The organism is Peribacillus sp. GL_122, assembly GCF_057835005.1.
This window is the reverse complement of record NZ_CM174415.1, coordinates 2,027,721-2,049,160: the sequence shown is the minus strand read 5'-3', so window position 1 is coordinate 2,049,160 and position 21,440 is coordinate 2,027,721. Positions and strand designations below refer to the sequence as shown.

The following is a 21,440-nucleotide window of genomic DNA, read 5'->3' as shown; positions in this document are numbered from 1 at the left end:
TAACGACATAGTACATTTACGTCCTTCAAAAATTAGAATATGGAGTGCTTATTTGTTTTCATACAAAAAAGAGCTGCTAATCAGCTCCTGGTATTGAAGTAAAGTATCGTTGCTTTAAGTACAATTTATCATGATCTTCTAATCCCTTTTTATTATTAGACTAATCCAGTTAAGCTGTAGACTAGAATAATTACAAATGCTGCTAGTGTCTTAAAAATTGTAATCACAAAGATGTCTCCATATGATTGTTTGTGTGTTAAGCCTGTAACCGCAAGTAAGGTAATAACAGCGCCGTTATGAGGTAACGAATCCATCCCGCCTGATGCCATCGCTATGACACGGTGCATTACTTCGGGAGGAATATTATATTGATTAATAGCTTGTATATACTTATCTCCCATCGCACTAAGTGCAATTCCCATTCCACCAGACGAAGAACCAGTAATACCAGATAAAACGTTTGTTGTAACGGCCCCATTTACAAGTGGATTCGTAAAAGTGTGTGAAATACCATCACGTACAGTTGCGAATCCAGGTAATGAAGCGATGACTCCACCAAATCCATATTCAGAAGCAGTATTCATAGCTGCTAGTAACGCTCCACCAATACTGGCATTAATGCCCTGTTGAAACCCTGTTGTAACACGGCCCCAATCGTAAGCAACTGTTGCAATAATACCTAAAACTAGAGCTAGTTCGACAGACCAAATACCTGTTACTGTCGCAAGATCTACTTTCCCAAACAAATCTAATCCTATCTTTGAAAAGTCAAATCCCTCTGGATACCATTTCGGAATAGAAATAGTAAAAAATTTATTCGCCACACCCACTAAAACTAGCGGTATAAATGCAAATATTTGTCGTACTGGACTTGTATTAACAGCTAAAGGAACCGGTAATGGATTGACCGTTTCTGCAGCAACTGCCGTTTCTCCTCCATCTCCATTAAATCTTAAATACCCTTCACCCGCCTCTTGAGCTTTTTTACGACGTCTTTCCAAGTAAATCATACCCATAGATAAAACGAAAATCGAACCAATAATTCCTAATATCGGTGCTGCATATATATCTGTCTTAAAATAAGAAGTAGGAATTACATTTTGGATTTGCGGTGTTCCCGGCAGCGCATCCATTGTAAAAGATAATGCTCCTAAAGCAATCGTCCCTGGAATAAGCCGTTTAGGAATATTGGCTTCTCGGAAAAGATTAGCAGCAAATGGATAAACTGCAAATGCAACGACGAACAAACTCACTCCACTGTAAGTTAATATGGCACACATTAGTACAACTGCTAAAATTGCTCTTTTTTTGCCGACTAGTTTCACAATCGTCTTGGCGATAGACTCAGCAATTCCAGACATTTCGACTAACTTTCCAAAAACGGCTCCTAACAAAAAGACAGGAAAGTAGTTTTTAATAAATCCAACCATCTTCTCCATAAAAATATTAGAAAAGAACGGCAAAACATAGCTGGGCTCTGTTAGAATGACAGCAAGTAACGCACAAAGTGGTGCAAAAAGAATGACAGAAAAACCACGGTAAGCAATAAACATTAATAGCCCTAAAGCAAGTATTATGATGAATAAATCCATTATTTCCCCCCTATATCGCTTAAAACCTAGATGCGTTTTCCTTCTTTTTCAGTAGGATATTCAAACCACAAAATTGAATTGTGAAAGCTTCGTTAGTTGTAAATTGAATCACTCAGAAATTCCTTTTACTTGTTTGTTAATAAAATTGTTTGTTTTGTAAGCGTTTACTGCATTTTGTAAAATTTTAAATTGTCTTGCGTGCGCCTTACCCCATTAGCTGCACTTTCAGTAAAGTCAAATTCAAAAATAATGAGCGTGCATTTTTTGAAAAGAGAGGATGCATAAAAAGCTTATGTATCCTCTTTCACTAGTTAATTTATCTATCCTTTTTTACTTGTTATTAACCGGTACTTTTCCATAACGACGTACACGAAGAAGTGCTTGTTCAGCATGTCCAGCAAAATTCTCCAATTGGCAAAGGCGCGCAGCATATTCCCCAATCATGGCACTGGCTTCTTCCGCTACTTTTTGATAGGTAACAGTCTTCAAGAATTTACCGACCCATAAACCACCGGTATATCGTGCAGCACCTTTTGTTGGCAATGTATGGTTTGTGCCAATGACTTTATCTCCATATGCAACGTTTGTTTCAGGTCCCAGGAATAGGCAGCCGTAATTAGTCATATTTTCAAGGAAGTAGTCCGGATTTTCCGTAAGAATTTCAACATGTTCAAATGCTAATCGGTTTGCTTCAAGTACTGCTTCATCTATGGTATCAACCAGGATGATAACGCCATAATCCTCCCAAGAAACACGGGCCACGTCTGCTGTCTTAAGAACTCCCAATTGTCGCTCAATTTCAACAACAGTTTCTTCTGCTAGTTTACGAGAAGTAGTAATCAATGCCCCAGGCGAAGTCGGACCGTGCTCCCCCTGCCCTAGAATATCCGTAGCAATCATTTCTGCATCAGCCGTTTCATCAGCTACGACTAGTGTTTCTGTAGGGCCGGCGAAAAGATCGATTCCCACACGTCCGTATAGTTGTCGTTTTGCTTCAGCAACGAATGCATTACCTGGCCCGACGATCATATCAACGGATTTTATCGTATCAGTTCCGACAGCCATTGCAGCCATTGCTTGAATGCCACCGAGTATGTAAATCTCATCGGCTCCCGCCATATGCATTGCAGCTACAGTTGCTGCTGGGATTTCCCCACCTATAGGAGGTGTGCATGCAATTACTCGTTTGACTCCAGCTACTTTAGCCGTTAATACACTCATATGGGCAGATGCTACCATTGGATATCGTCCACCAGGAATATAGCAGCCAACACTATTGACCGGAATATTTTTATGACCAAGGATTACACCAGGAAGTGTTTCTACCTCGATATCAATCATGGACTTCCTTTGCTCTTCTGCAAATCGCTTCACATTACTTTGCGCAAACTTTATGTCTTCAATGGTCTGATCAGGAACCTGGCTAATGATTTCTCCAATTTGCTCATCAGTTAGCCGGAAACTTTCTGGTGACCACTTATCGAATTTTTCAGATAATTCTCTAACTGCCGCGTCGCCTTCTTGCTCAATTTTTAGTATCGTTTGACGTACCGTATCGGATACTTGTGCGTCATTCTGTGCAATTTCTTCCTGTGCTTTACCTTGCTTTAAATAAGTTGCCATATAAATCCTCCTTGTTTTTGAAAACCTATGATTAAAACTTTCAAAATGCATACGTATGCATTTTTCAGTTAATTGTCGCCCCATTCAGAAATGCATACGTATGCATTTGAATGGGGAAAATTAAGAATTTATGAAATCTTCTAAACATAGAATAAATAAATCGCTTTCATCTGTCAAGTTTTTTTAAAAGTTTAAGATTTTGTTGTATTTCTTTCGATCAATCTCCCTGATACTAGAGTTGGTTTGGAATTGGAACCCTTTTGGTTCATTTCGATTAATAGAGTATTGATGGTTAATTCAATCATTTCATCGACAGGCTGTTCCCATGTAGTGAGCGAATAAGACGGCCATGAAGCCATTTGAATGTTATCAAATCCAACAATGGCAATATCCTCAGGAATGGATAAATTTAACGTTTTTGCTGCGTCTATTGCGCCTAAAGCGGTTATATCATTTGCTCCGAAAATGACCTCAGGCCGATTTTCTCGTGTCAATAACTTTAATGCGGCTTCATAGGCCCCATCATACGTATAGTCCCCTTCTTCAATGACCGGATCAATCCCTTTTGACTTTAAAAACTCACAAAATCCTCTTTGCCGATCTTGACTGGTCGATGTATTTTTCCTACCCGTAATGAAGGCTAATTTGCTGTACCCTTGTTCAAGCAGGTATTCACCAATCCGCCTACCAGCCGTATAATTATCACAGCTTACGGAGTGACACGGAATGTCTTTACTGTATCGGTTAAATAAAATAACAGGTATGTTGTTTTCATGGAGATGGGAAACCACATTGGAGGACAAAAAGGCATCCGTTACAATAACACCTTCTACATTGTATTCAAGAAATTGGGCAATCTCCTCTTGTTGAATCTCATCATTTTCGGTATAAACAAACAATACATGATATCCCTTTTCGCGAAGCCCCTTAGAAAATTTCCCTAAAACTTCATGGTAAAACGGATTTTGGATATCTTTCATGGCCAGTCCAATCATGTTTGATTTGTTCATAATCAATCCCCTGGCAAAGGCATTCGGCCGATAACCTAAAGTTGATGCGGCTTCCTTCACTTTTCTCTTGGTCTTTTCAGACACATTCGATCCTGGAGTAAACACACGCGAAACCGTTGACTGGGAAACATTAGCTAATTTCGCAACCTCCATCGCATTGACCGATTTTTTCTTCAAGAATCTTCCCTCCAAATATACGTGGATTATGAGTTTTATCATCATTCTTTTATTATATAACTTTACCACTAACAGCGCCAATTACCACAAATTATTATAAGTATAGTCATGAGATTAAAAGGGGGAGTAATCTGGATGTCTTGTTCAATATCTTATGAGCAAGTAATGATCATTTACCTTAGGTTGGACCAGCTGCCCAAGCTACAGCTTATCATCTGAAACTTATTCTCTCCTCAATAGGCTTTTTCACAATACCCCAAAAACAAAGAGCCGCACATCCGGCTCCCCCCCCACCATTAAATCCAATTTATAGGACTTCCTTTCTGTCCGATAGTTATGATATTTCCCTTAACTGTAGCCAGCATCCCTAGATTGACACACCCTTTGCAGAAACCCACCTATTGCTTCTGGTAAAAACTTCAGTGGCAGACTAAAAATAATAGTGGATAAGACTGCAGTAAATATAGGTATAATGGTTTGTTAGATGATCTCCCGTTACAATTTCTGCATGAAATATGTGATAAATCAATATTGGAAGACCTAATCCACTATGCCCCCTATCCATTTTTCCGCTATATTTTAGATTACTTTTTATTAATATAATTCCCCTTAATACATTTCACGCTTTCGGTAACTTTTGGGCGAAGGTTTCGCCCGTTACCTTCTTCATGAACATTCCTTTCCTAAATGCTATATCCCTTCCAAAGATAGCCACATTCTGACGGTCTGGACCAAACGCTTGCCGTTCCATTTCAATACGGTCTGTACAACTCCGAGTGAATCGGCATTGTACCTTCCGGCTATCCTCTGATATGCTTCGAGCTCATATATCCCGTCCCTATTAAAATCTACCGGATATAAAGCAGATAAAGGATTGACCCATCCTGCTATCGGTGCCTTCAAAACACCATACTTGTATAGCAATGAATCACTTTTCTGATATCATACGTATCCAATTTTCATCCCAACTGCTTCTTTATTATCAATATAGAATTATATGCAGGAATTTTGTGGATAGCTTGAGAGTTTTTTTGAAATATAAATATAAAAAGCTAAGTATTACACTGCTGGCATGACTTGGGGTACCGGCATGACCTTAAACGAGAAGCTATGAAACTCAAAAGAGTTTTTCAATATATGGTGAATCAAATTTTCCGAGTTATTACTTTCTTCTTATTGAAAAATATCTCAATTTATGTCAATTGAAACCAAATTACGAGTTTGTTATCTTAGTTAATGAACCGGTTCATGACTATTTTCTGTATGAATATTAGGCACAATAAAAGGAGAGATGAAACCATGACACAAGAACGTAAATCAACAAGCGCAGTGGAGCAGTATGCTAATCTCATCCCCATGAGCGAAATTGCTTCGAACGCAGATCAATTATTTCCTTTTCCAATCTTTAATAGTTTACGACAAAAAACTCCTGTAAGGTACGACGAGGCTCGAAGCTGCTGGGATGTGTTTCGATATGAAGACGTTCATTATATTCTAAAAAATCCAAAACTGTTTTCATCGGAACGAGGGTCTGGAACTCTTCAAGGAAGCATTTTGACAATGGACCCTCCTAGACACACAAAAATGAGAAACTTAGTGAACAAGGCATTCACTCCTAAAGCAGTGAAGGATTTAAAAAATAAAATCGAAGAGGTGACACTTTACCTTCTCGATCAAGTTAATGAGAAGGGGACTATGGATCTCGTTCATAATCTTGCTGGTCCGTTGCCTGTCATTATAATTGCCGAATTATTGGGGGTCCCTGCTAAGGATCGGGATCTTTTTAAAACCTATTCTGATGTTCTCGTGGCAGGCGCCAAAGATGGTTCAATTGAAGCCTTCCAAAGAATGGCACAAAAACGTAAGGAAGGAAGTGGGTTTCTTAAAGAATATTTCAAAAAAATAATTTTAGAGAGAAAAATTAATCCTGAAGAAGATTTAATTTCGCTATTATTAGCAGCAAAAATTGATGGGGAAAAATTAACAGAAGAAGAGGTACTATCTTTCTGTGTTTTATTATTAGTTGCGGGCAATGAAACAACAACTAATTTAATTACAAATGCCGTACGCTATATGACAGAAGATAAAAACATTCAAGAACAAGCTAGGACAAATCTACCTTTAATACCAAAATTGGTAGAAGAAACACTACGTTTTTATCCTCCAATACAGGCAATTGGCCGTGTTACAAAGGAACATGTCAAAGTTGGGGGCAAAACAATCCAAAAGGGGGAACAAGTAATTTGCTGGGTCGCTTCGGCAAACCGGGATGAACAAAAGTTTGCAGAACCTAATCGGTTTACGTTAGAAAGGAAATTAAATCCTCATTTGAGTTTCGGGTTTGGTATTCATTTTTGTTTAGGTGCCCCGCTTGCACGTCTAGAAGCAGAAGTAGCTCTCGTGACACTATTAAGTACATTTGCAAAATTGGAAGGTGTAAAAGGGACTGAGCTGGAGGCGATTCCAAGTCCGTTCGTTTTTGGAGTGAAAAGTCTTCCTTTAAAATTCACAAGATAATGAGCCATGCTGCCTAAGAATATAAACGAACACCCTACATTTATTCCAGTTATTAGAAATTATACTGCACTAGGTTGATAAAAACTAAATATATAATTCGGATTTTATGACCTAAAAAATACAGAAACGAAAATGGAAATCACAAAATGATTGCCATTTTCGTTTTAAAATACTATTTTGGTTTTAGGGCACCTTGATGAAAGTCTTTTCTTATATCGAAATATACATAACCCTTCTGGTAATTGTTACTTTTCATATATTTCAAGAGGCAAATCATCCGGATCACAAAAAAAAGTAAACCTTTTTCCTGTTAACTCATCAACACGGATAGGTTCGACTGGAATGTTTTCTTTTTCTAAATCTTCAATAGCTTGATGAATATCTTCCACTTCAAAAGCAAGATGTCTAAGCCCTCTTGCTTCTGGATAACTTGGACGGTGGGGGCTATCAGGAAAGGAGAACAATTCAAGCTGATATTCCCCTCCGACCATTAAATCTAATTTATAGGACTTCCTTTCTTCCCGATATGTTTCCTGCTTAATATCACAGCCTAAAATGTTTACATAGAAGTTTTTTGATTTTTCATAATCGGAACAAATTATAGCTACATGATGTATTTTTTTCACCTTCATTTGCTTCCTCCCTAAGATGATTGGTTATTTTTATAATCTAATTTTACCAAAGTTATCCATTAATAAAAAATTAGATTTCAGTTCCTTTTATTTTCATTTCTTCAATCTTTGAAACTGGTGCTGATTCAGTATCTTTTTTTATTTCATGAGTTACCGAAGGAATGATAGGACATGGGAGGGAAAGCCTCCAGGGGCGGCGTTGGAAAATGTTCATAACATGGTAAAATTCCATTGTTCTTTTATTTCACGATGCCTTAATGTCCCTAAGTTACTTCATATATCCGTTAACATACATTCAAAATGAACCCCTGCGAATAAGCGGGTTTTTACTAGAAAAACGTTTTAAACTGAGAGAGTTCAATAAGGTGAGTAGCCTGGCGGCGAGAAAAAGGATATTTAGCTTAAAAAATCGGATTCAAATATTTAATTCTTCTCTCCGAACTCTTTTCCTGCTGATTTTTGATCCTTTATTTTAAAAGAAATGAGGAAGCTAATTAACGAAAGTACAGCGATGACAATAAATGAGATTTGCGCGCCATACATATCAGGATGGACTATCTCGGGACGCTGCTGAGCATTTTCGGTAGCTGATGTCATCACAGTAACAAGTATTGCAGTACCTACAGATGCTGCAATCATTTTCATCGTATTATCCATTGCTGCACCATGGGCGATTAACCGTTTAGGTAGCTGGTTTAAGGCGGCCGTTGAAACAGGCATCATAACCATGGCTAATCCGAACATCCGAATACTGTACATTACCATTATAAATGTAAAACTTGTTGAAGGACCAACATCCATAAAAGTAAAGGAGGAAGCGGTTATGAGGAGTAATCCGCCAATAACCAACCACCTGGCCCCAATCCGGTCAAAAATACGTCCAATGAACGGGGACATTATTCCGGTAATAAGTGCTCCAGGGAGTATCGCTAATCCAGCTTCAAACGCAGTAAATCCTCGCATGTTTTGCATAAATAGCGGGATGAGCGTTTCGGCACCAATCAGACCCATAAAGGTAATGGCTCCAATAATAATAGCAATCGGGAATAATGAATACGTGAACACACGGAACTCCAGCATTGGATGCTTCAATCGCAATTGCCTTTTGATAAACCAAACAAGTGAAATTGTTCCAATACCTAGGGATATGATGGTACTCTCGTCTGTCCAGCCATAATTACCTGCAGCTGTAAATCCATACAATAATCCACCGAAACCTACGGAAGATAAAACAATCGAAAGCACATCCACTTTTGGCCGTGTAACTTCTGTTACATTTTTTAAAGCGAAGAAAGCAACTATGATATCAATAATAGCAATTGGAAGAATGATAAAGAATAACACCCTCCATGAGTAGGTCTCCGTAACCCAGCCCGACAAAGCGGGCCCAATAGCCGGCGCGAAGGAAATGACCAGACCGACCAATCCCATAGCTGCACCCCGTTTATGAACAGGGAAAATCATTAGGAAGACTGTTTGCATTAACGGTAGCATAATTCCGGCTCCGCTCGACTGAATCATCCTTCCTAGCAGCAGCATTCCAAAATTAGGAGCTAGCCCCGCTACCAATGTACCAGTAGCAAAAATCCCCATGGCTGAAAGGAAAAGCTGTCTGGTGGTAAAGCGCTCCAGTAAAAACGCGCTAACAGGGATCATGATCCCATTAACCAGCATAAAAACAGTAGTTAGCCACTGTGCACTATTTGCCGTAATATTCATTTCCTCCATAACAGGAGGAATCGCGGTAATCATTAATGTTTGATTCAAGATCGCAATAAATGTACCCGCAAGCAAAAGGGCAACAATTGTTGTTTGTTTACTATTTGTTGAACTCAATTATGGTCCCCCTTTACGATTTGGAAAAAACATACTTTTGTAGATTACACGAATTCACATCAGATATCCAGTTATTTGCTGTTAAAAATATAAGCAATAAAGTCGGCATTAAATACTTACTTTCCCTACAAATAAAAGGGGATTTCCTTTGAAGAACAGGCTGCAATTGATGTACTTTCTATTGGCCTAGTCATAGGGTTGCTGTCACAGACCGCAAAGTAGCAGATAAGTAGAGAGATGATGGGGAACACAGGAGCAAAGTGTATGCTCCTTATGTTGTTTATAGGGTCCGTTTCTGAATAGCTCTGTATAAAAAAACCTGTGAAATAATTCCTTTAATGGAGTATTCCTTACTGTCATACATTCGTAGGACCAAGACTATTTTATCCTTGGTTATATATGATCTCATCTTTCAAGTAATTTTTCGTTTCTCGGTTTCTTCTTGTATAAATATTGTCAACTAAGGATAATGTCATTTTATAAAGTAGGTTACCTTGTTTTTCGTTAGTGGCTTGATGAATGGCCAAAGTGTTCTTATCTTTAGTCTTCCCTACCCATTTCGTCATTTACATTGTATCCCCTTGTAGAATATAAGTTTTGTGCTGAAATTAAAAAAGAGCACTTTGAAAATACCGATGCTCTTTAAATAGTAAAAAATAAAATTATTATTTATTATTTTCTGATTCTTATACCTTTTCATTGTGCTATCACAAATATAAAGGTGTATTTCCATTCCTGTTTAGTAATCTTTTTTTCACCAACCAAGCGCCTCCCATAATTCCTGCATCATTTCCTAACGTGGCATTGGCTAACTCCACTCCTTGCAATACTCTTGGAAAAGCAAAACGAGTAAATTGCTCTTTTAAAGGTACTAACAGTGCATCCCCTGCTTTGGAAACTCCTCCACCAATGATAATTTTCTCAGGATTTAAACCATTCGCAAGATGAGCTAATGCTAATCCTAAATAAAGGGTAACTTTCCCAATCACTCTATTAGCTAATTCATCACCCTCATTCGCTACTTCAAATACTAGCTCAGATGATAATATTTGATGTTCATTGTAAAAATCCCTCAGTCTACTTGGTGTCTCGGTAAAAGATAATTCTTCAATCGCTAAACGAACAATACCTGTGGCAGATGCTATGGTTTCAATACATCCCGTTTTCCCACAATTACAAGGTGCCCCATCCTCTACGAGAGAGGTAATATGCCCTATTTCGCCACCTGCCCCATTTATTCCATGTACAATTTGCCCATTGGAAATAATTCCACCACCAACGCCCGTTCCCAAGGTGATACATAATAAATCTTTTGACCCTTGTCCAGCACCTTTCCACATCTCCCCAATGGCTGCTGCATTTGCGTCATTATCAACTATGACTGGCAAAGATGTTCCCATTTCAAGAAGATCCTTCAAAGGAAAGTTATTCCACCCTAAGTTAACTGCGACATCAATAGAACCATTCCCCAAGTTAACAGGACCGGGTGCTCCAACCCCAATACCAATTAACTTCTGTTTTTCTTGCCCCAACTCACTTAATGTTTGATCTATTGATTTAGCCATCTCCTTAGGAATATTTTTCCCTTTTTCATTTATATTGGTAGGAATTTCCCATTTATATATAATCTCACCATTTTGATTGATAAATGCCATTTTAATAGTTGTACCGCCTATATCTGCACCCACTAACCATTTTTCATCCATCAATACTCACCCTTTTTCATTCAAGTTGGCAAGGAACTGTATGCCTTCACCTTACGGCAAGTTAAGATTAAATTCGTTAATCTTGTACTAGCTATCGACTATACAGCTTTACTTTTTTATATAGTAATTAAGAAGTTTAACTCCTATCTTTCCTTGTTCAATAGAAATTTTTCTAGAGCTACGATAGCCCTTTGTTCATCGTCTCCATCTGCAGTAAATTTAAACTCCTTTGCCATGTCTTACTGTCAGGGCCATTCCCCCGATATTACTTTTCTCAACTACCTTTTTTCCTTTTTCACAATATTAATGTCACTGTTAAAAGATGATGCTTTTCCTACAAATTTCAGCACCAGATCGAGATTGGAGTCCATGACGAAGAAGTACGTCAATTTTTTTCCACCATTAATCCTCACTCTACCCTTACTAATTTATCTATATTTTTAATTGAAATTAAAAAACTTATTTCTCGTAGTTCATACATCTGTTATAAGACACCAGCTTCTCTTCTTTTATGTGTTTTCATAGGAAGTGGAATACGAGTCTCCGTTTTACTATCAAAGAAGTGTACCTTGTTCATGTCTATAGCTAATTTCATTTGTTGACCTGCTTTCACTTCTGTACGAGCATCCACGCGCGAAACAAAGTTCTGATCATTAATTTGTGAATAAACCATTATTTCAGCACCCATTAATTCTGCCACTTCCACTTTAATATTTATTGTTGTATTCGGTGAGGCATCAACGAAAATCAGCTCATCATGAAAATCTTCTGGACGTACACCTAAAATTATTTGTTCACCTATATATCCTTGCTCACGTAATCCTTTCATTTTTCCCTCTGGCACCTCAATACGTATCGGTCCGATATGGAAGATACCCTCTTTTAAGGTACCAGTAAAGAAGTTCATCGCAGGAGAACCAATGAACCCGCCAACAAATACATTTGCAGGTTCGTCATATACTTCTTTTGGTGCACCCACTTGTTGTACAATTCCATCTTTCATAACAACAAGACGAGTTGCCATGGTCATCGCTTCTGTTTGATCATGCGTTACATAAATTGTGGTGGTTTGTAAGCGTTGATGTAGTTTAGCAATTTCAGAACGCATTTGGACACGCAGTTTTGCATCCAAATTGGACAAAGGTTCATCCATTAAAAATACTTTTGCATCACGAACGATTGCACGACCTAAAGCAACACGTTGACGTTGCCCACCCGAAAGGGCCTTTGGTTTACGCTGTAAGTATTGCTCTAGACCAAGGATATGGGCAGCCTCTTGTACACGACGATCAATTTCCTCTTTCGCGAATTTACGTAATTTCAGACCGAATGCCATATTGTCATAGACGCTCATATGGGGATATAAAGCATAGTTTTGGAAGACCATTGCAATATCTCGGTCTTTTGGTGCCACGTCGTTGACACGTTTACCATCGATAAAAAAATCGCCTTTTGAAATCTCTTCAAGTCCTGCAATCATGCGAAGAGTAGTTGACTTACCACAACCAGATGGACCAACAAAGACAATAAATTCTTTATCTTCAATCTGAAGGTTAAAATCTTTCACTGCTGTTACGTTTTTATCGTAGATTTTATAAATATGATTTAAACTTAACTCGGCCATTGTTTTCTCCTTCTTGAATCAGATTTTTTAATTTGTAATAGACTAGAATTTTATGATAATTTGATTTTGAAAAAATATTGTGATATGGATCAAGTAGATTCATACCACAACGACCTTTCAATAAAATTAACTTGTTATGCCCACCACATCTGTGAAGGTGATTCCTCAATTAAAACCGTTTGTAAGTTTGTCACTGCACGTTCGAATCCCTCATCAATAGACATGATCGCATCTTCATGCTCGATACTTACCACATAATCATACCCGTATGTGCGTAATGCACTCATCATATCTGACCATTCTTTTAAACTATGTCCACAACCAACTGAACGGAACGTCCATGCCCGCGAGCGAACTTTTCCATATGGTTGCATATCGGTTAACCCAAACATATTAATATTTTCTTGATCTAAATAAGTATCTTTGGCATGAAAATGATGAATGGCATTTTCTTTGGCTAAAATCTTAATGGCTGCCACTGGATCAATTCCTTGCCACCATAAGTGACTTGGATCTAAATTCGCTCCAATTGCATCACATGTTTGTTCTCGAAGTTTTAACAAGGTATAAGGTGTATGAACTAAAAATCCTCCGTGCAATTCTAATCCGATTTTCACGTTATTCTCTTTTGCATACTCTCCTACCTCTTTCCAATAAGGAATGAGCTTTTGTTCCCATTGCCAAGTTAAGATCTCACCATATTCATTTGGCCATGGAGTAACCGGCCAGTTTGGGTATTTAGCCCCCTCGTGATCACCAGCTGTTCCTGAAAAGCAGTTGACAACAGGTACATCAAGTAAAGAGGCCAGCTTAATCGTTTTACGTAAGGTTTCATTGGATTCTTTTGCAAACCCTTCTTCTGGTGAGATAGGATTTCCGTGACAACTAAATGCACTAATCGTCAATCCACGATCCGCTACTTTCTTTTTATAGCTTTCTCTCGCATTCGCATCTTCTAATAATTCATCTAACGGGCAATGATGGTTTCCTGGATAGCAGCCTGTCCCAATTTCCACGGTATGTAACCCAGCTGTTTGCACTTTATCTAGCATGTCTTCAAATGAATAGTTTGCAAATAGAACAGTAAATACACCCAATTTCACGTTGTTTTCCTCCTATAGGTCCCAAATTCTTAATATGGTAAGATATTTTTATAAAGCAGATTTTAAACTGCTGGCTCTTTTATCGCTAAAAAGGTACTTACAATTTGTTTGGTTTCATGAGATTCAATAGCGGCTAGAATAACAGATAGAGATTTTGCCCCTTCCTCTCCTGAAACGGCTGGCTCTTTATCCTCTACGATAGCATTTACGAATTGTTCAATCACATGTGAGTTGTCTTGGCCGCCCTCATCGTTTGATTGAATTTTGCCAAGCTCATAATTTGCAACCTCACCTGTTGCGTATTGAACGATTAAGGAATACGTTGGATGATCTTCTAAACGAAGAATTCCTTTCTCACCGTAAATAATCGTGGAGTTATCTTCTTGACCCACGTACGCCCAACTAGATGCGAGCGTTCCAATAATTCCACTTTCTGTTTTTAACACACATACTGCGTTGTCATCGACATTAGCAAAATCTTTAGCGTTCGTTTGCACAAATGCACCTACTTCAACGATTTCTTCACCAAGAATGTAACGAAGTAAATCTGTTTTATGCACACCTAAATCTCCCATGGCTCCAATAAACGCTTCTTTCTTTTTAAAGAACCAACTCTCTTTACCGTCAACACTCCATTGCTCAGGTCCTCCATGACCAAATGCGGTACGGAAGCTATATATTCTTCCAATTTCACCACATTCAATAAGCTGACGTGCTTTTTGATGGGATGAAACGAAGCGTTGATTGTGACCGATCATAAGTTTTTTGCCACTTTCTTTTGCTGCTTGAATCATAGCCTGAGCTTCTTCTTTTGACGTAGCCATTGGTTTTTCACACAATACATGAACGCCTTTGTTTAAAGCTGCGATTGATATGAGCGCATGCAAATAATTTGGTGTACAAACACTCACTGCATCTACCGTTTCGCTTGCGAGTAATTCTTCATAATTTTTATATACTTTTGCACCATACTGCTTGGAAACTTCAATGGCGCGCTGTTCATTTATATCACAAACTGCTACAATCTCTACTTCTTTATTCATTTTATATTCTGGTAAATGACGAAGTTGAGCGATACTTCCACAACCTATAATCCCTACTTTTACTGTTTTCATAATCAGTTTCCCCTTTAATATCCTTAATTTTTCACTGCAATTCGTTCCAGTGGTGTTGCATTTCCGTATATAGGACGTTTTCTGTCAACTGGGTGTGCCCATTTCACGCCATTTATAATGACACGTTGAATATCTTTATTGTGATATGTTGGATACGTTTCATGGCCTGGTCTAAAATAAAAGACTTTTCCATTGCCTCGTTTATATGTGCAACCACTGCGGAAAACTTCCCCACCTTCGAACCAACTCGTAAAGACTAATTCGTCTGGAGCCGGGATATCAAAATGTTCCCCGTACATTTCTTCGCGTTCTAGCTCGATATATTCTGAAATGCCTTCAGTAATCGGATGACTAGGATCTGTTACCCAAAGACGCTCTTTTTCATCTGCTTCGCGCCATTTTAAATCACAACTTGTACCCATTAATGTTTTGAAAATTTTGGAGAAATGGCCTGAATGCAATACGATTAAGCCCATTCCATCTAATACACGCTGCTTTACCTTTTTAACAATTACATCGTCTACTTCATCGTGAGCTAAATGCCCCCACCAAATCAGCACATCTGTTTCTTCTAATACAGCATCTGTTAAACCGTGTTCGGGATCATCCAATGTAGCTGTTTTTGCATCAAATCCGCTTTCTTTTAAAAATGCTGCAATAGCACCATGAATACCTTCAGGGTAGACTTCTCTTACAACTGGATTTTTTTGTTCATGTCGATTTTCATTCCATACAGTTACTTTTACCATCATAAATACTCCCTCTCATTTTGATTTGATGTATTGAAATTATTATCCGTAAATCTCCAACTTCACAATACATAAGCTGTCGATTTGACTGCCCAACCGCTTTCTAAAGTATTTGCTTTAGAGGTCTGCCTGCCAACCTATCACTCTATGGACTGCACTGAATTAAGTCGTTAAAAACAACGTAAACGTTTACGTTAATGGTACTGTAGTCTTCCTCACAGCGGATAGCGGATAACGGCTGTCAATGCCTGTGAGTTGTGGAACAGCCATTACATCACTTGAACAGAATACGGCTGTAAATGTTGGATAGTCCAAACTTGAACCACCCTTTCTATTCCACGTTGAAGACCATAATACCCATATGTACTCATTTGAATGGTTACCGTAACACCAACATCATTTATAGCGTCCTTAAATCCATTTACACGAGGAATTGTCGAAATGACATCTCCTTTTGTTCCGGCAATCATCCCAACATCAATTCCTGTTAAAACTTCACTTGTTAATTGTTTCGATACTTTGAGAACCAGTAAGCAATATATCTAGTACAACAGCCTTAGCCTGATAACCAATCTCGTCAATCACTTTTCTGAATGCCAGAAACAGATAAAACTGGATTTCTTTGCTGCATCAATAATTGTAATTTCCACCAACTTTCTACGTAAACGTTTTCTAAAAACACACTAGCACATGTGTAAAACCTTTTCAATGATTTTTCAGATATTTTTGAATTTTATTTATTTTATAAGATATTCTGTTACTGCAAAAAAAGTGGTATCACCCCTTTATGGGTATATTTGTATAGTGTTTATGGAAAATGAGTGTCTAAGCTTGAAAAGCATGTACAGACAGAAAAATTACTATAAAAAAGGGAACTATTCTTGCACAAATAGCTACTTCAAACAAAAGGATAGAATGACTTATCTGGGGCTTAGATTCAAAGGTAAAAATTTTTTATTCGATTGATGATCAGTCCGGATAAACTATGCTTCTTCCTTCTTGAATAAAACCCGCGCCCGTTAGCTGAAAGAATGTTGTTTTACCTGTACAATTAGCATTAGCAATCTTTTAACTATCTCACGTGAACTTTCGGAAGTCGCGCTTACTTTTATCCACGAACTTCGGCTTTCTAAAGACACATCTTCTATCCTGGAGACTCTTCTTTTTATAGACTGTGCTTCCTATGATTTCTTTCATTTCCCATCTCCAACTAGTCTGTTTCTCTCCCCTAAGATGGCAGAAATAGTCGCCTATTTTGTGTTGGTAATTTCGGTTTTCTGTGAATGGTTTTTTGATTTCGCTTATGTTAACCTCTCTTCACTCCAACTATTTGCAACTGTATATTTATCATTGTGTATGTGTGTAACATCACATCATATTATGTTTTCGTTTTCTATCTGGGGCATTTGTTTTCGAAAACCTTCATTTACATCTACATCCACCTCTATTAACCCTTTTTTCAAAATATATGCTTCATATATTTTTCATTCACATAATCGTGAAATTAACGGATTAAATGTTTACATATGAAACAAGTCGTTTGACGGAAGTTAGAATATTCAAATTTTGAAATAAATTGTATTGAAAACGCTTTATTTATATGTTAAGGTTTTTTAGAAAACGTTTACGTAGAAAGTTGGTGAAACATGTCGATTACCATTAAAGATGTAGCAAAGCAAGCAAATGTATCCGTTGCGACTGTTTCTCGTATTTTAAATAATTTGCCTGGCTACTCGGATGAAACACAACAACGAGTAAAAAAGGTAATCAAAGAACTTGGTTATCAACCTAATGCCGTTGCAAGAGGTTTAATTAATCGCAAAACAAAAACGATAGGTGTACTCGTTCCCAATGTATCTGATTTATTTGCAAGTGAGGTTTTAGCCGGAATTGAGGAACAAGCTCATGAGTTTGGTTACAGTGTAATGATATGTAAAACCAATCATGATGGTAAACGAACGATCAACTACTTGCAGGCATTGTATGAAAAACGGGTGGATGGAATTATTATCGTCAGTGAATTTATCACGCTAGATTACTATAAAGCGATTGAAACAAACAATGTACCGGTTGTATTAGTGGCAACACAATCAGACTATCCCCTTCCCTTTATTAAAGTAGATGATTATCAAGCTGCTTACGATGCCACGACCTATTTAGTAGAAAAAGGGCATTCACATATTGGAATGATTGCAGGAACAAAAAGCGATATCATTTCGACAACTCCACGTGTAAAAGGCTTTACAGACGCATTAAATCACGTGGGAATAACAGTGACCAATGAAATGATCACGTATGGAGATTTTTCTTTCAAGAGTGGTATTGAGGGAATGAACGATTTATTGAAAAGTTACCCAAAAGTAAGAGCTGTATTTTGTGCAAGCGATGAAATGGCTGTAGGAGCCTTATCACTTTTATATAAAAAAGGAATTAGAGTACCGGAAAGTATATCCATTATAGGATACGATAATACAGCTACAGCTGAGAAGGCCATTCCCCCACTTACGACGGTAGCGCAGCCCTTATATAAGATGGGTAAAGATTCCATTCAACTTTTATTGGATCCATCTTTAAAAATAAACCAGCTTTATCCTCATCATATTGCTGAACGTGATACAGTCCATTCATATAGCGAATAAAGGTTAAGTTACAAGTTGGGGTGATTACACTATTATCACTCCAATTATAAACGGCTTAACGTAAACGTTTACTATCATTGATGATTCCATTAGAGTAAACGTTTACTTATGCATAAAATAGACGAAATTTTCAGACGGGAGATACGTATATGAAGAATAAGTGGCGTTACCTCTGTACTACAGCATTTATAGCCAGTTTACTTACAGGATGTACTAATCAAACAACAGCTGATGAAAAAATCCATATTGAATTTTTTCAAAATAAGCCGGAAGCTGTAGCGACATTTGATCATTTAATTGTAAGGTTTGAAAAATTGCACCCCAATATTGATATTGAACAGAATAACGTTCCTGATTCCGAGACGGTATTACGGACGAGATTGGTGAAAGAAGATGTACCAGACCTTTTAGCGATCGGAGGCAATGCTACGTATGGCGATATTGCAGAAGAAGGATTATTTTATGATTTTTCAAAGGATTCAGCCATCAATAAAGTTATACCAGACTATGTTAATATGCTTAATTTATTAGGTAGAACGAATAATGAGGATAATGGAATTCCCTTTGCGACGAATGCAAATATGCTTTTATATAACAAGGATAAATTTAAAGAGTTAGGGTTACAAGTTCCCAAAACATGGGATGAGCTAATTAACGTTTCAAAACGGATTCAAAAACAAGGAGAATTACCTTTTTATTTTACGTATAAAGATGCTTGGACTGCAATGGTCTCATTTAATGCCTTAGCAGGAAACTTGCAAGGTGACAACTTTATCCAGGATCGCAATTCCAATAAAACAACTTTTACAGAGCATTACAAGGAAACTTTAGAAAAAATGCTTACATTGCTCGATTATGGTCATAAGGATAATTTTGGCCGTGACTATAATGCAGGCAATCGGGCGTTTGCAAATGGTGAATCAGTTATGTATATCCAAGGAAGCTGGGCAATCTCATCAATTAAAGCAATTAACCCAAATATAAAACTCGGTTCCTTTCCCTTACCTGCATCCAATGATTCATCTCAAAACAAACTCGTATCAGGTGTAGATACTGCATTAACGATGTCAAAAGATACACCACATAAAAAAGAAGCGTTAATGTTTATTCATTTTTTATTAGAAAAGGAAAATTCACAGTATTACATTCAAGAACAAAACAGTTTTTCTGCAGTTAAAAATGTTTTACAAAATGATGAAGCTTTAAAAGAGTTAAACCCTTATTTTGTACAACAAAAAATCACTAGTTTTCCGGAACACTATTTCCCTGCTAGTATGCAAGCAGCCAATTTAGTACAGGATTTTCTAATTAAAGGAGAAGTCAAACCGTTCCTTTCAAAACTGGATGATGAGTGGAATAAAGTCAAAGCGAGAGAATAACAAGGGGGAAAAACGAGTGGTTAAACAATCCAAAGCCTATTACTGGATGGTGCTTCCAGCATTTTTAATATTTTTTGTATTTCATACAGTTCCAGTTTTTCAAGGAATGATTTATAGTTTTACAAATTATAAAGGGTATGGGGATTTTAATTTTGTTGGCTTAAAAAACTATGTGAATTTATTCCAAGACCAACGTATTTTGGCTTCCTATGGCTTTACATTTAAATTTGCCATTGTTTCCACTTTACTCGTAAATATCATTAGTTTGGCAATTGCCATAGGACTTAATGCAAAGATTAAATTTCAAAATACACTTAGAGCTGTGTTTTTCGTGCCGAATATTCTAAGCGTATTAATCGTTGGGTTTATCTTTAATTATTTATTTGCATTTTTTATCCCTCAAATTGCTGAAAAGTTGGGCATCACATCTTTAACACAAAATATTCTTGGTAACCCAGATTTAGCATGGGTTGGAATTGTGATTGTGGCTGTATGGCAAGCCGTTGCATTTAATACCGTTCTCTATTTAGCAGGATTACAAACGATTCCAACTGAATTGTACGAAGCTGCTAGTTTAGATGGTGCGGGAAAATGGAAAAGTTTTAAACACATTACATTTCCACTTATTGCATCTTTCTTCACCATAAATATGGTGCTTGCAATGAAAAACTTTTTGATGGTATTTGACCATATTATTGCAATGACAAATGGAGGTCCAGGTCAATCCACGGAAGCCATTTCGGTATTGATATATAAAGGGGGCTTCTCAGGGGGGGAGTTCGCTTATCAGGCAGCAAATTCTGTGATCTACTTTATTTTAATTGTGGTTATATCAATCCTGCAAATTAAATTCCTTCAAAAACGTGAGGTGGATATGTAATGGAAAGTAAAAAAGTAAATTGGCCTATAACCATACTGCTAATTTTTTGCTCACTGGTTATCTTATTTCCCCTCTACCTAACAGTCGTGACAGCATTCAAGTCACCAGATGAAATGAGTAAATCCCTTTTGTCTCTGCCTCAAACATTAAGATGGGAAAACTTCGCTGAAGCCATTCGCCTGACGAATTTTTTTCAATCTATTAAAAATAGCTTTATCGTTACAGTTTTTACAGTTGCTCTTACATTACTGACAAATTCGATGGTGGCTTATGCCATTGCACGGAATATGCATAGAAGATTCTTTAAGTTGCTTTATTACTATTTTGTTAGTGCGATGTTTGTACCTTTTCCGATCATTATGTTGCCTGTTGTAAAGCAAACTAGCCTATTCGGATTAAATAATATGACAGGACTTATCTTTCTGTATATTGTATACGGTTTGGCTTTTAATATTTTTATTTATGTGGGCTATATACGTTCGATTCCCAAGTCATTAGAAGAAGCAGCTTATGTAGATGGAGCAAGTATTTGGACAGTATTTTGGAAAGTTATTTTTCCATTATTAAGCCCAATAAACGCAACAGTCGGAATTTTAACATGTTTGTGGGCATGGAATGATTTTATGTTACCACTTGTTATTTTAAGTGATCGTGATTCGATGACATTGCCGCTTGTTCAATATGTATTCCAGTCACAGTTTACAACAAATTATAACTTAGCATTTGCCTCCTATTTAATGGCACTCTCCCCTATGGTCCTTGTTTATATCATAGCTCAAAAATGGATTATTAGTGGTGTGACAAAAGGTGCTGTTAAATAAGGGGAATATGAGACTGATTAAGAAACAAATTAGAAGT

Annotated in this window: 16 protein-coding genes and 4 pseudogenes; 5 read left to right on the top strand and 15 right to left on the bottom strand. The window is 37.4% G+C overall.

The features are described 5' to 3' along the window. Positions 1 to 155: 155 nt before the first annotated feature. The 5 genes and pseudogenes from AC3ISB_RS09945 to AC3ISB_RS09925 all read right to left on the bottom strand — a co-directional run. A pseudogene (locus AC3ISB_RS09945) lies at positions 156 to 854 on the bottom strand (GntP family permease); the annotation flags it as partial. Between the two features lie 80 nt (positions 855 to 934). Further along, positions 935 to 1,592, bottom strand: a pseudogene (locus AC3ISB_RS09940) (GntP family permease); the annotation flags it as partial. A 330-nt stretch (positions 1,593 to 1,922) separates the two neighbouring features. Then, positions 1,923 to 3,215 (bottom strand): histidinol dehydrogenase, encoded by a 1,293-nt coding sequence (gene hisD / locus AC3ISB_RS09935; protein ID WP_098372867.1) that lies wholly within the window; start codon positions 3,213 to 3,215, stop codon positions 1,923 to 1,925. 191 nt (positions 3,216 to 3,406) lie between these two features. Next, positions 3,407 to 4,402 carry a LacI family DNA-binding transcriptional regulator gene (locus tag AC3ISB_RS09930; RefSeq protein WP_144552856.1) on the bottom strand — a complete coding sequence of 332 codons (996 nt, stop codon included), beginning with the start codon at positions 4,400 to 4,402 and terminating at the stop codon, positions 3,407 to 3,409. 688 nt (positions 4,403 to 5,090) lie between these two features. Continuing rightward, a pseudogene (locus AC3ISB_RS09925) lies at positions 5,091 to 5,311 on the bottom strand (VCBS repeat-containing protein); the annotation flags it as partial. A gap of 390 nt (positions 5,312 to 5,701) precedes the next feature. On the opposite strand from AC3ISB_RS09925, the gene AC3ISB_RS09920 reads away from it, so the two are divergent. Beyond that, positions 5,702 to 6,919, top strand: coding sequence for a cytochrome P450 (locus AC3ISB_RS09920; RefSeq protein ID WP_489276255.1), 1,218 nt, complete (start codon positions 5,702 to 5,704; stop codon positions 6,917 to 6,919). A 245-nt stretch (positions 6,920 to 7,164) separates the two neighbouring features. Here the strand turns inward: AC3ISB_RS09920 and gloA2 are convergent, their stop codons facing one another. The 10 genes and pseudogenes from gloA2 to AC3ISB_RS09870 form a co-directional block, all read right to left on the bottom strand. Then, positions 7,165 to 7,551 carry an SMU1112c/YaeR family gloxylase I-like metalloprotein gene (gene gloA2, locus AC3ISB_RS09915; RefSeq protein WP_489276254.1) on the bottom strand — a complete coding sequence of 129 codons (387 nt, stop codon included), beginning with the start codon at positions 7,549 to 7,551 and terminating at the stop codon, positions 7,165 to 7,167. A gap of 423 nt (positions 7,552 to 7,974) precedes the next feature. Further along, positions 7,975 to 9,387, bottom strand: a complete 1,413-nt coding sequence (locus tag AC3ISB_RS09910; protein WP_489276253.1) for a DHA2 family efflux MFS transporter permease subunit — start codon at positions 9,385 to 9,387, stop codon at positions 7,975 to 7,977. A gap of 280 nt (positions 9,388 to 9,667) precedes the next feature. Continuing rightward, positions 9,668 to 9,793 (bottom strand): annotated as a pseudogene (locus tag AC3ISB_RS09905) (recombinase family protein); the annotation flags it as partial. Then, positions 9,771 to 9,953, bottom strand: a complete 183-nt coding sequence (locus AC3ISB_RS09900; RefSeq protein WP_133345271.1) for a hypothetical protein — start codon at positions 9,951 to 9,953, stop codon at positions 9,771 to 9,773. The gene AC3ISB_RS09900 and the pseudogene AC3ISB_RS09905, both read right to left, overlap by 23 nt. A 141-nt stretch (positions 9,954 to 10,094) precedes the next feature. Continuing rightward, positions 10,095 to 11,093: an ROK family glucokinase gene (locus AC3ISB_RS09895; protein ID WP_148356828.1), complete on the bottom strand. Its 999-nt coding sequence runs from the start codon at positions 11,091 to 11,093 to the stop codon at positions 10,095 to 10,097. Between the two features lie 484 nt (positions 11,094 to 11,577). Further along, positions 11,578 to 12,717, bottom strand: coding sequence for an ABC transporter ATP-binding protein (locus AC3ISB_RS09890; protein ID WP_480338785.1), 1,140 nt, complete (start codon positions 12,715 to 12,717; stop codon positions 11,578 to 11,580). 134 nt (positions 12,718 to 12,851) lie between these two features. After that, on the bottom strand, positions 12,852 to 13,820 hold the full coding sequence (locus AC3ISB_RS09885) for a sugar phosphate isomerase/epimerase family protein (RefSeq protein ID WP_489276251.1): 969 nt from the start codon (positions 13,818 to 13,820) through the stop codon (positions 12,852 to 12,854). 62 nt (positions 13,821 to 13,882) lie between these two features. Then, complete coding sequence (locus tag AC3ISB_RS09880; RefSeq protein ID WP_489276250.1) at positions 13,883 to 14,935, bottom strand: Gfo/Idh/MocA family protein; 1,053 nt, start codon at positions 14,933 to 14,935, stop codon at positions 13,883 to 13,885. Between the two features lie 23 nt (positions 14,936 to 14,958). Beyond that, positions 14,959 to 15,684 carry a ThuA domain-containing protein gene (locus tag AC3ISB_RS09875; RefSeq protein WP_063234582.1) on the bottom strand — a complete coding sequence of 242 codons (726 nt, stop codon included), beginning with the start codon at positions 15,682 to 15,684 and terminating at the stop codon, positions 14,959 to 14,961. Between the two features lie 189 nt (positions 15,685 to 15,873). Next, positions 15,874 to 15,999, bottom strand: a complete 126-nt coding sequence (locus tag AC3ISB_RS09870) for a hypothetical protein (protein ID WP_489276248.1) — start codon at positions 15,997 to 15,999, stop codon at positions 15,874 to 15,876. A 1,331-nt stretch (positions 16,000 to 17,330) separates the two neighbouring features. Here AC3ISB_RS09870 and AC3ISB_RS09865 point away from each other — a divergent pair. The 4 genes from AC3ISB_RS09865 to AC3ISB_RS09850 all read left to right on the top strand — a co-directional run bounded on the left by AC3ISB_RS09865 (position 17,331) and on the right by AC3ISB_RS09850 (position 21,403). Next, a complete protein-coding gene (locus AC3ISB_RS09865; protein WP_141994745.1) occupies positions 17,331 to 18,323 on the top strand; it encodes a LacI family DNA-binding transcriptional regulator in 993 nt (330 codons plus the stop codon). Positions 18,324 to 18,472: 149 nt separating this feature from the next. Beyond that, positions 18,473 to 19,702 carry an ABC transporter substrate-binding protein gene (locus AC3ISB_RS09860; protein ID WP_489276246.1) on the top strand — a complete coding sequence of 410 codons (1,230 nt, stop codon included), beginning with the start codon at positions 18,473 to 18,475 and terminating at the stop codon, positions 19,700 to 19,702. A gap of 46 nt (positions 19,703 to 19,748) precedes the next feature. Continuing rightward, a complete protein-coding gene (locus AC3ISB_RS09855) occupies positions 19,749 to 20,582 on the top strand; it encodes a carbohydrate ABC transporter permease (protein WP_489276894.1) in 834 nt (277 codons plus the stop codon). Next, the gene (locus tag AC3ISB_RS09850; RefSeq protein WP_489276244.1) at positions 20,582 to 21,403 is read left to right on the top strand and encodes a carbohydrate ABC transporter permease; all 822 of its coding nucleotides are present in this window, start codon (positions 20,582 to 20,584) and stop codon (positions 21,401 to 21,403) included. The genes AC3ISB_RS09855 and AC3ISB_RS09850 overlap by 1 nt, the downstream gene beginning before the upstream one ends. The last annotated feature ends 37 nt before the right edge of the window (positions 21,404 to 21,440 follow it).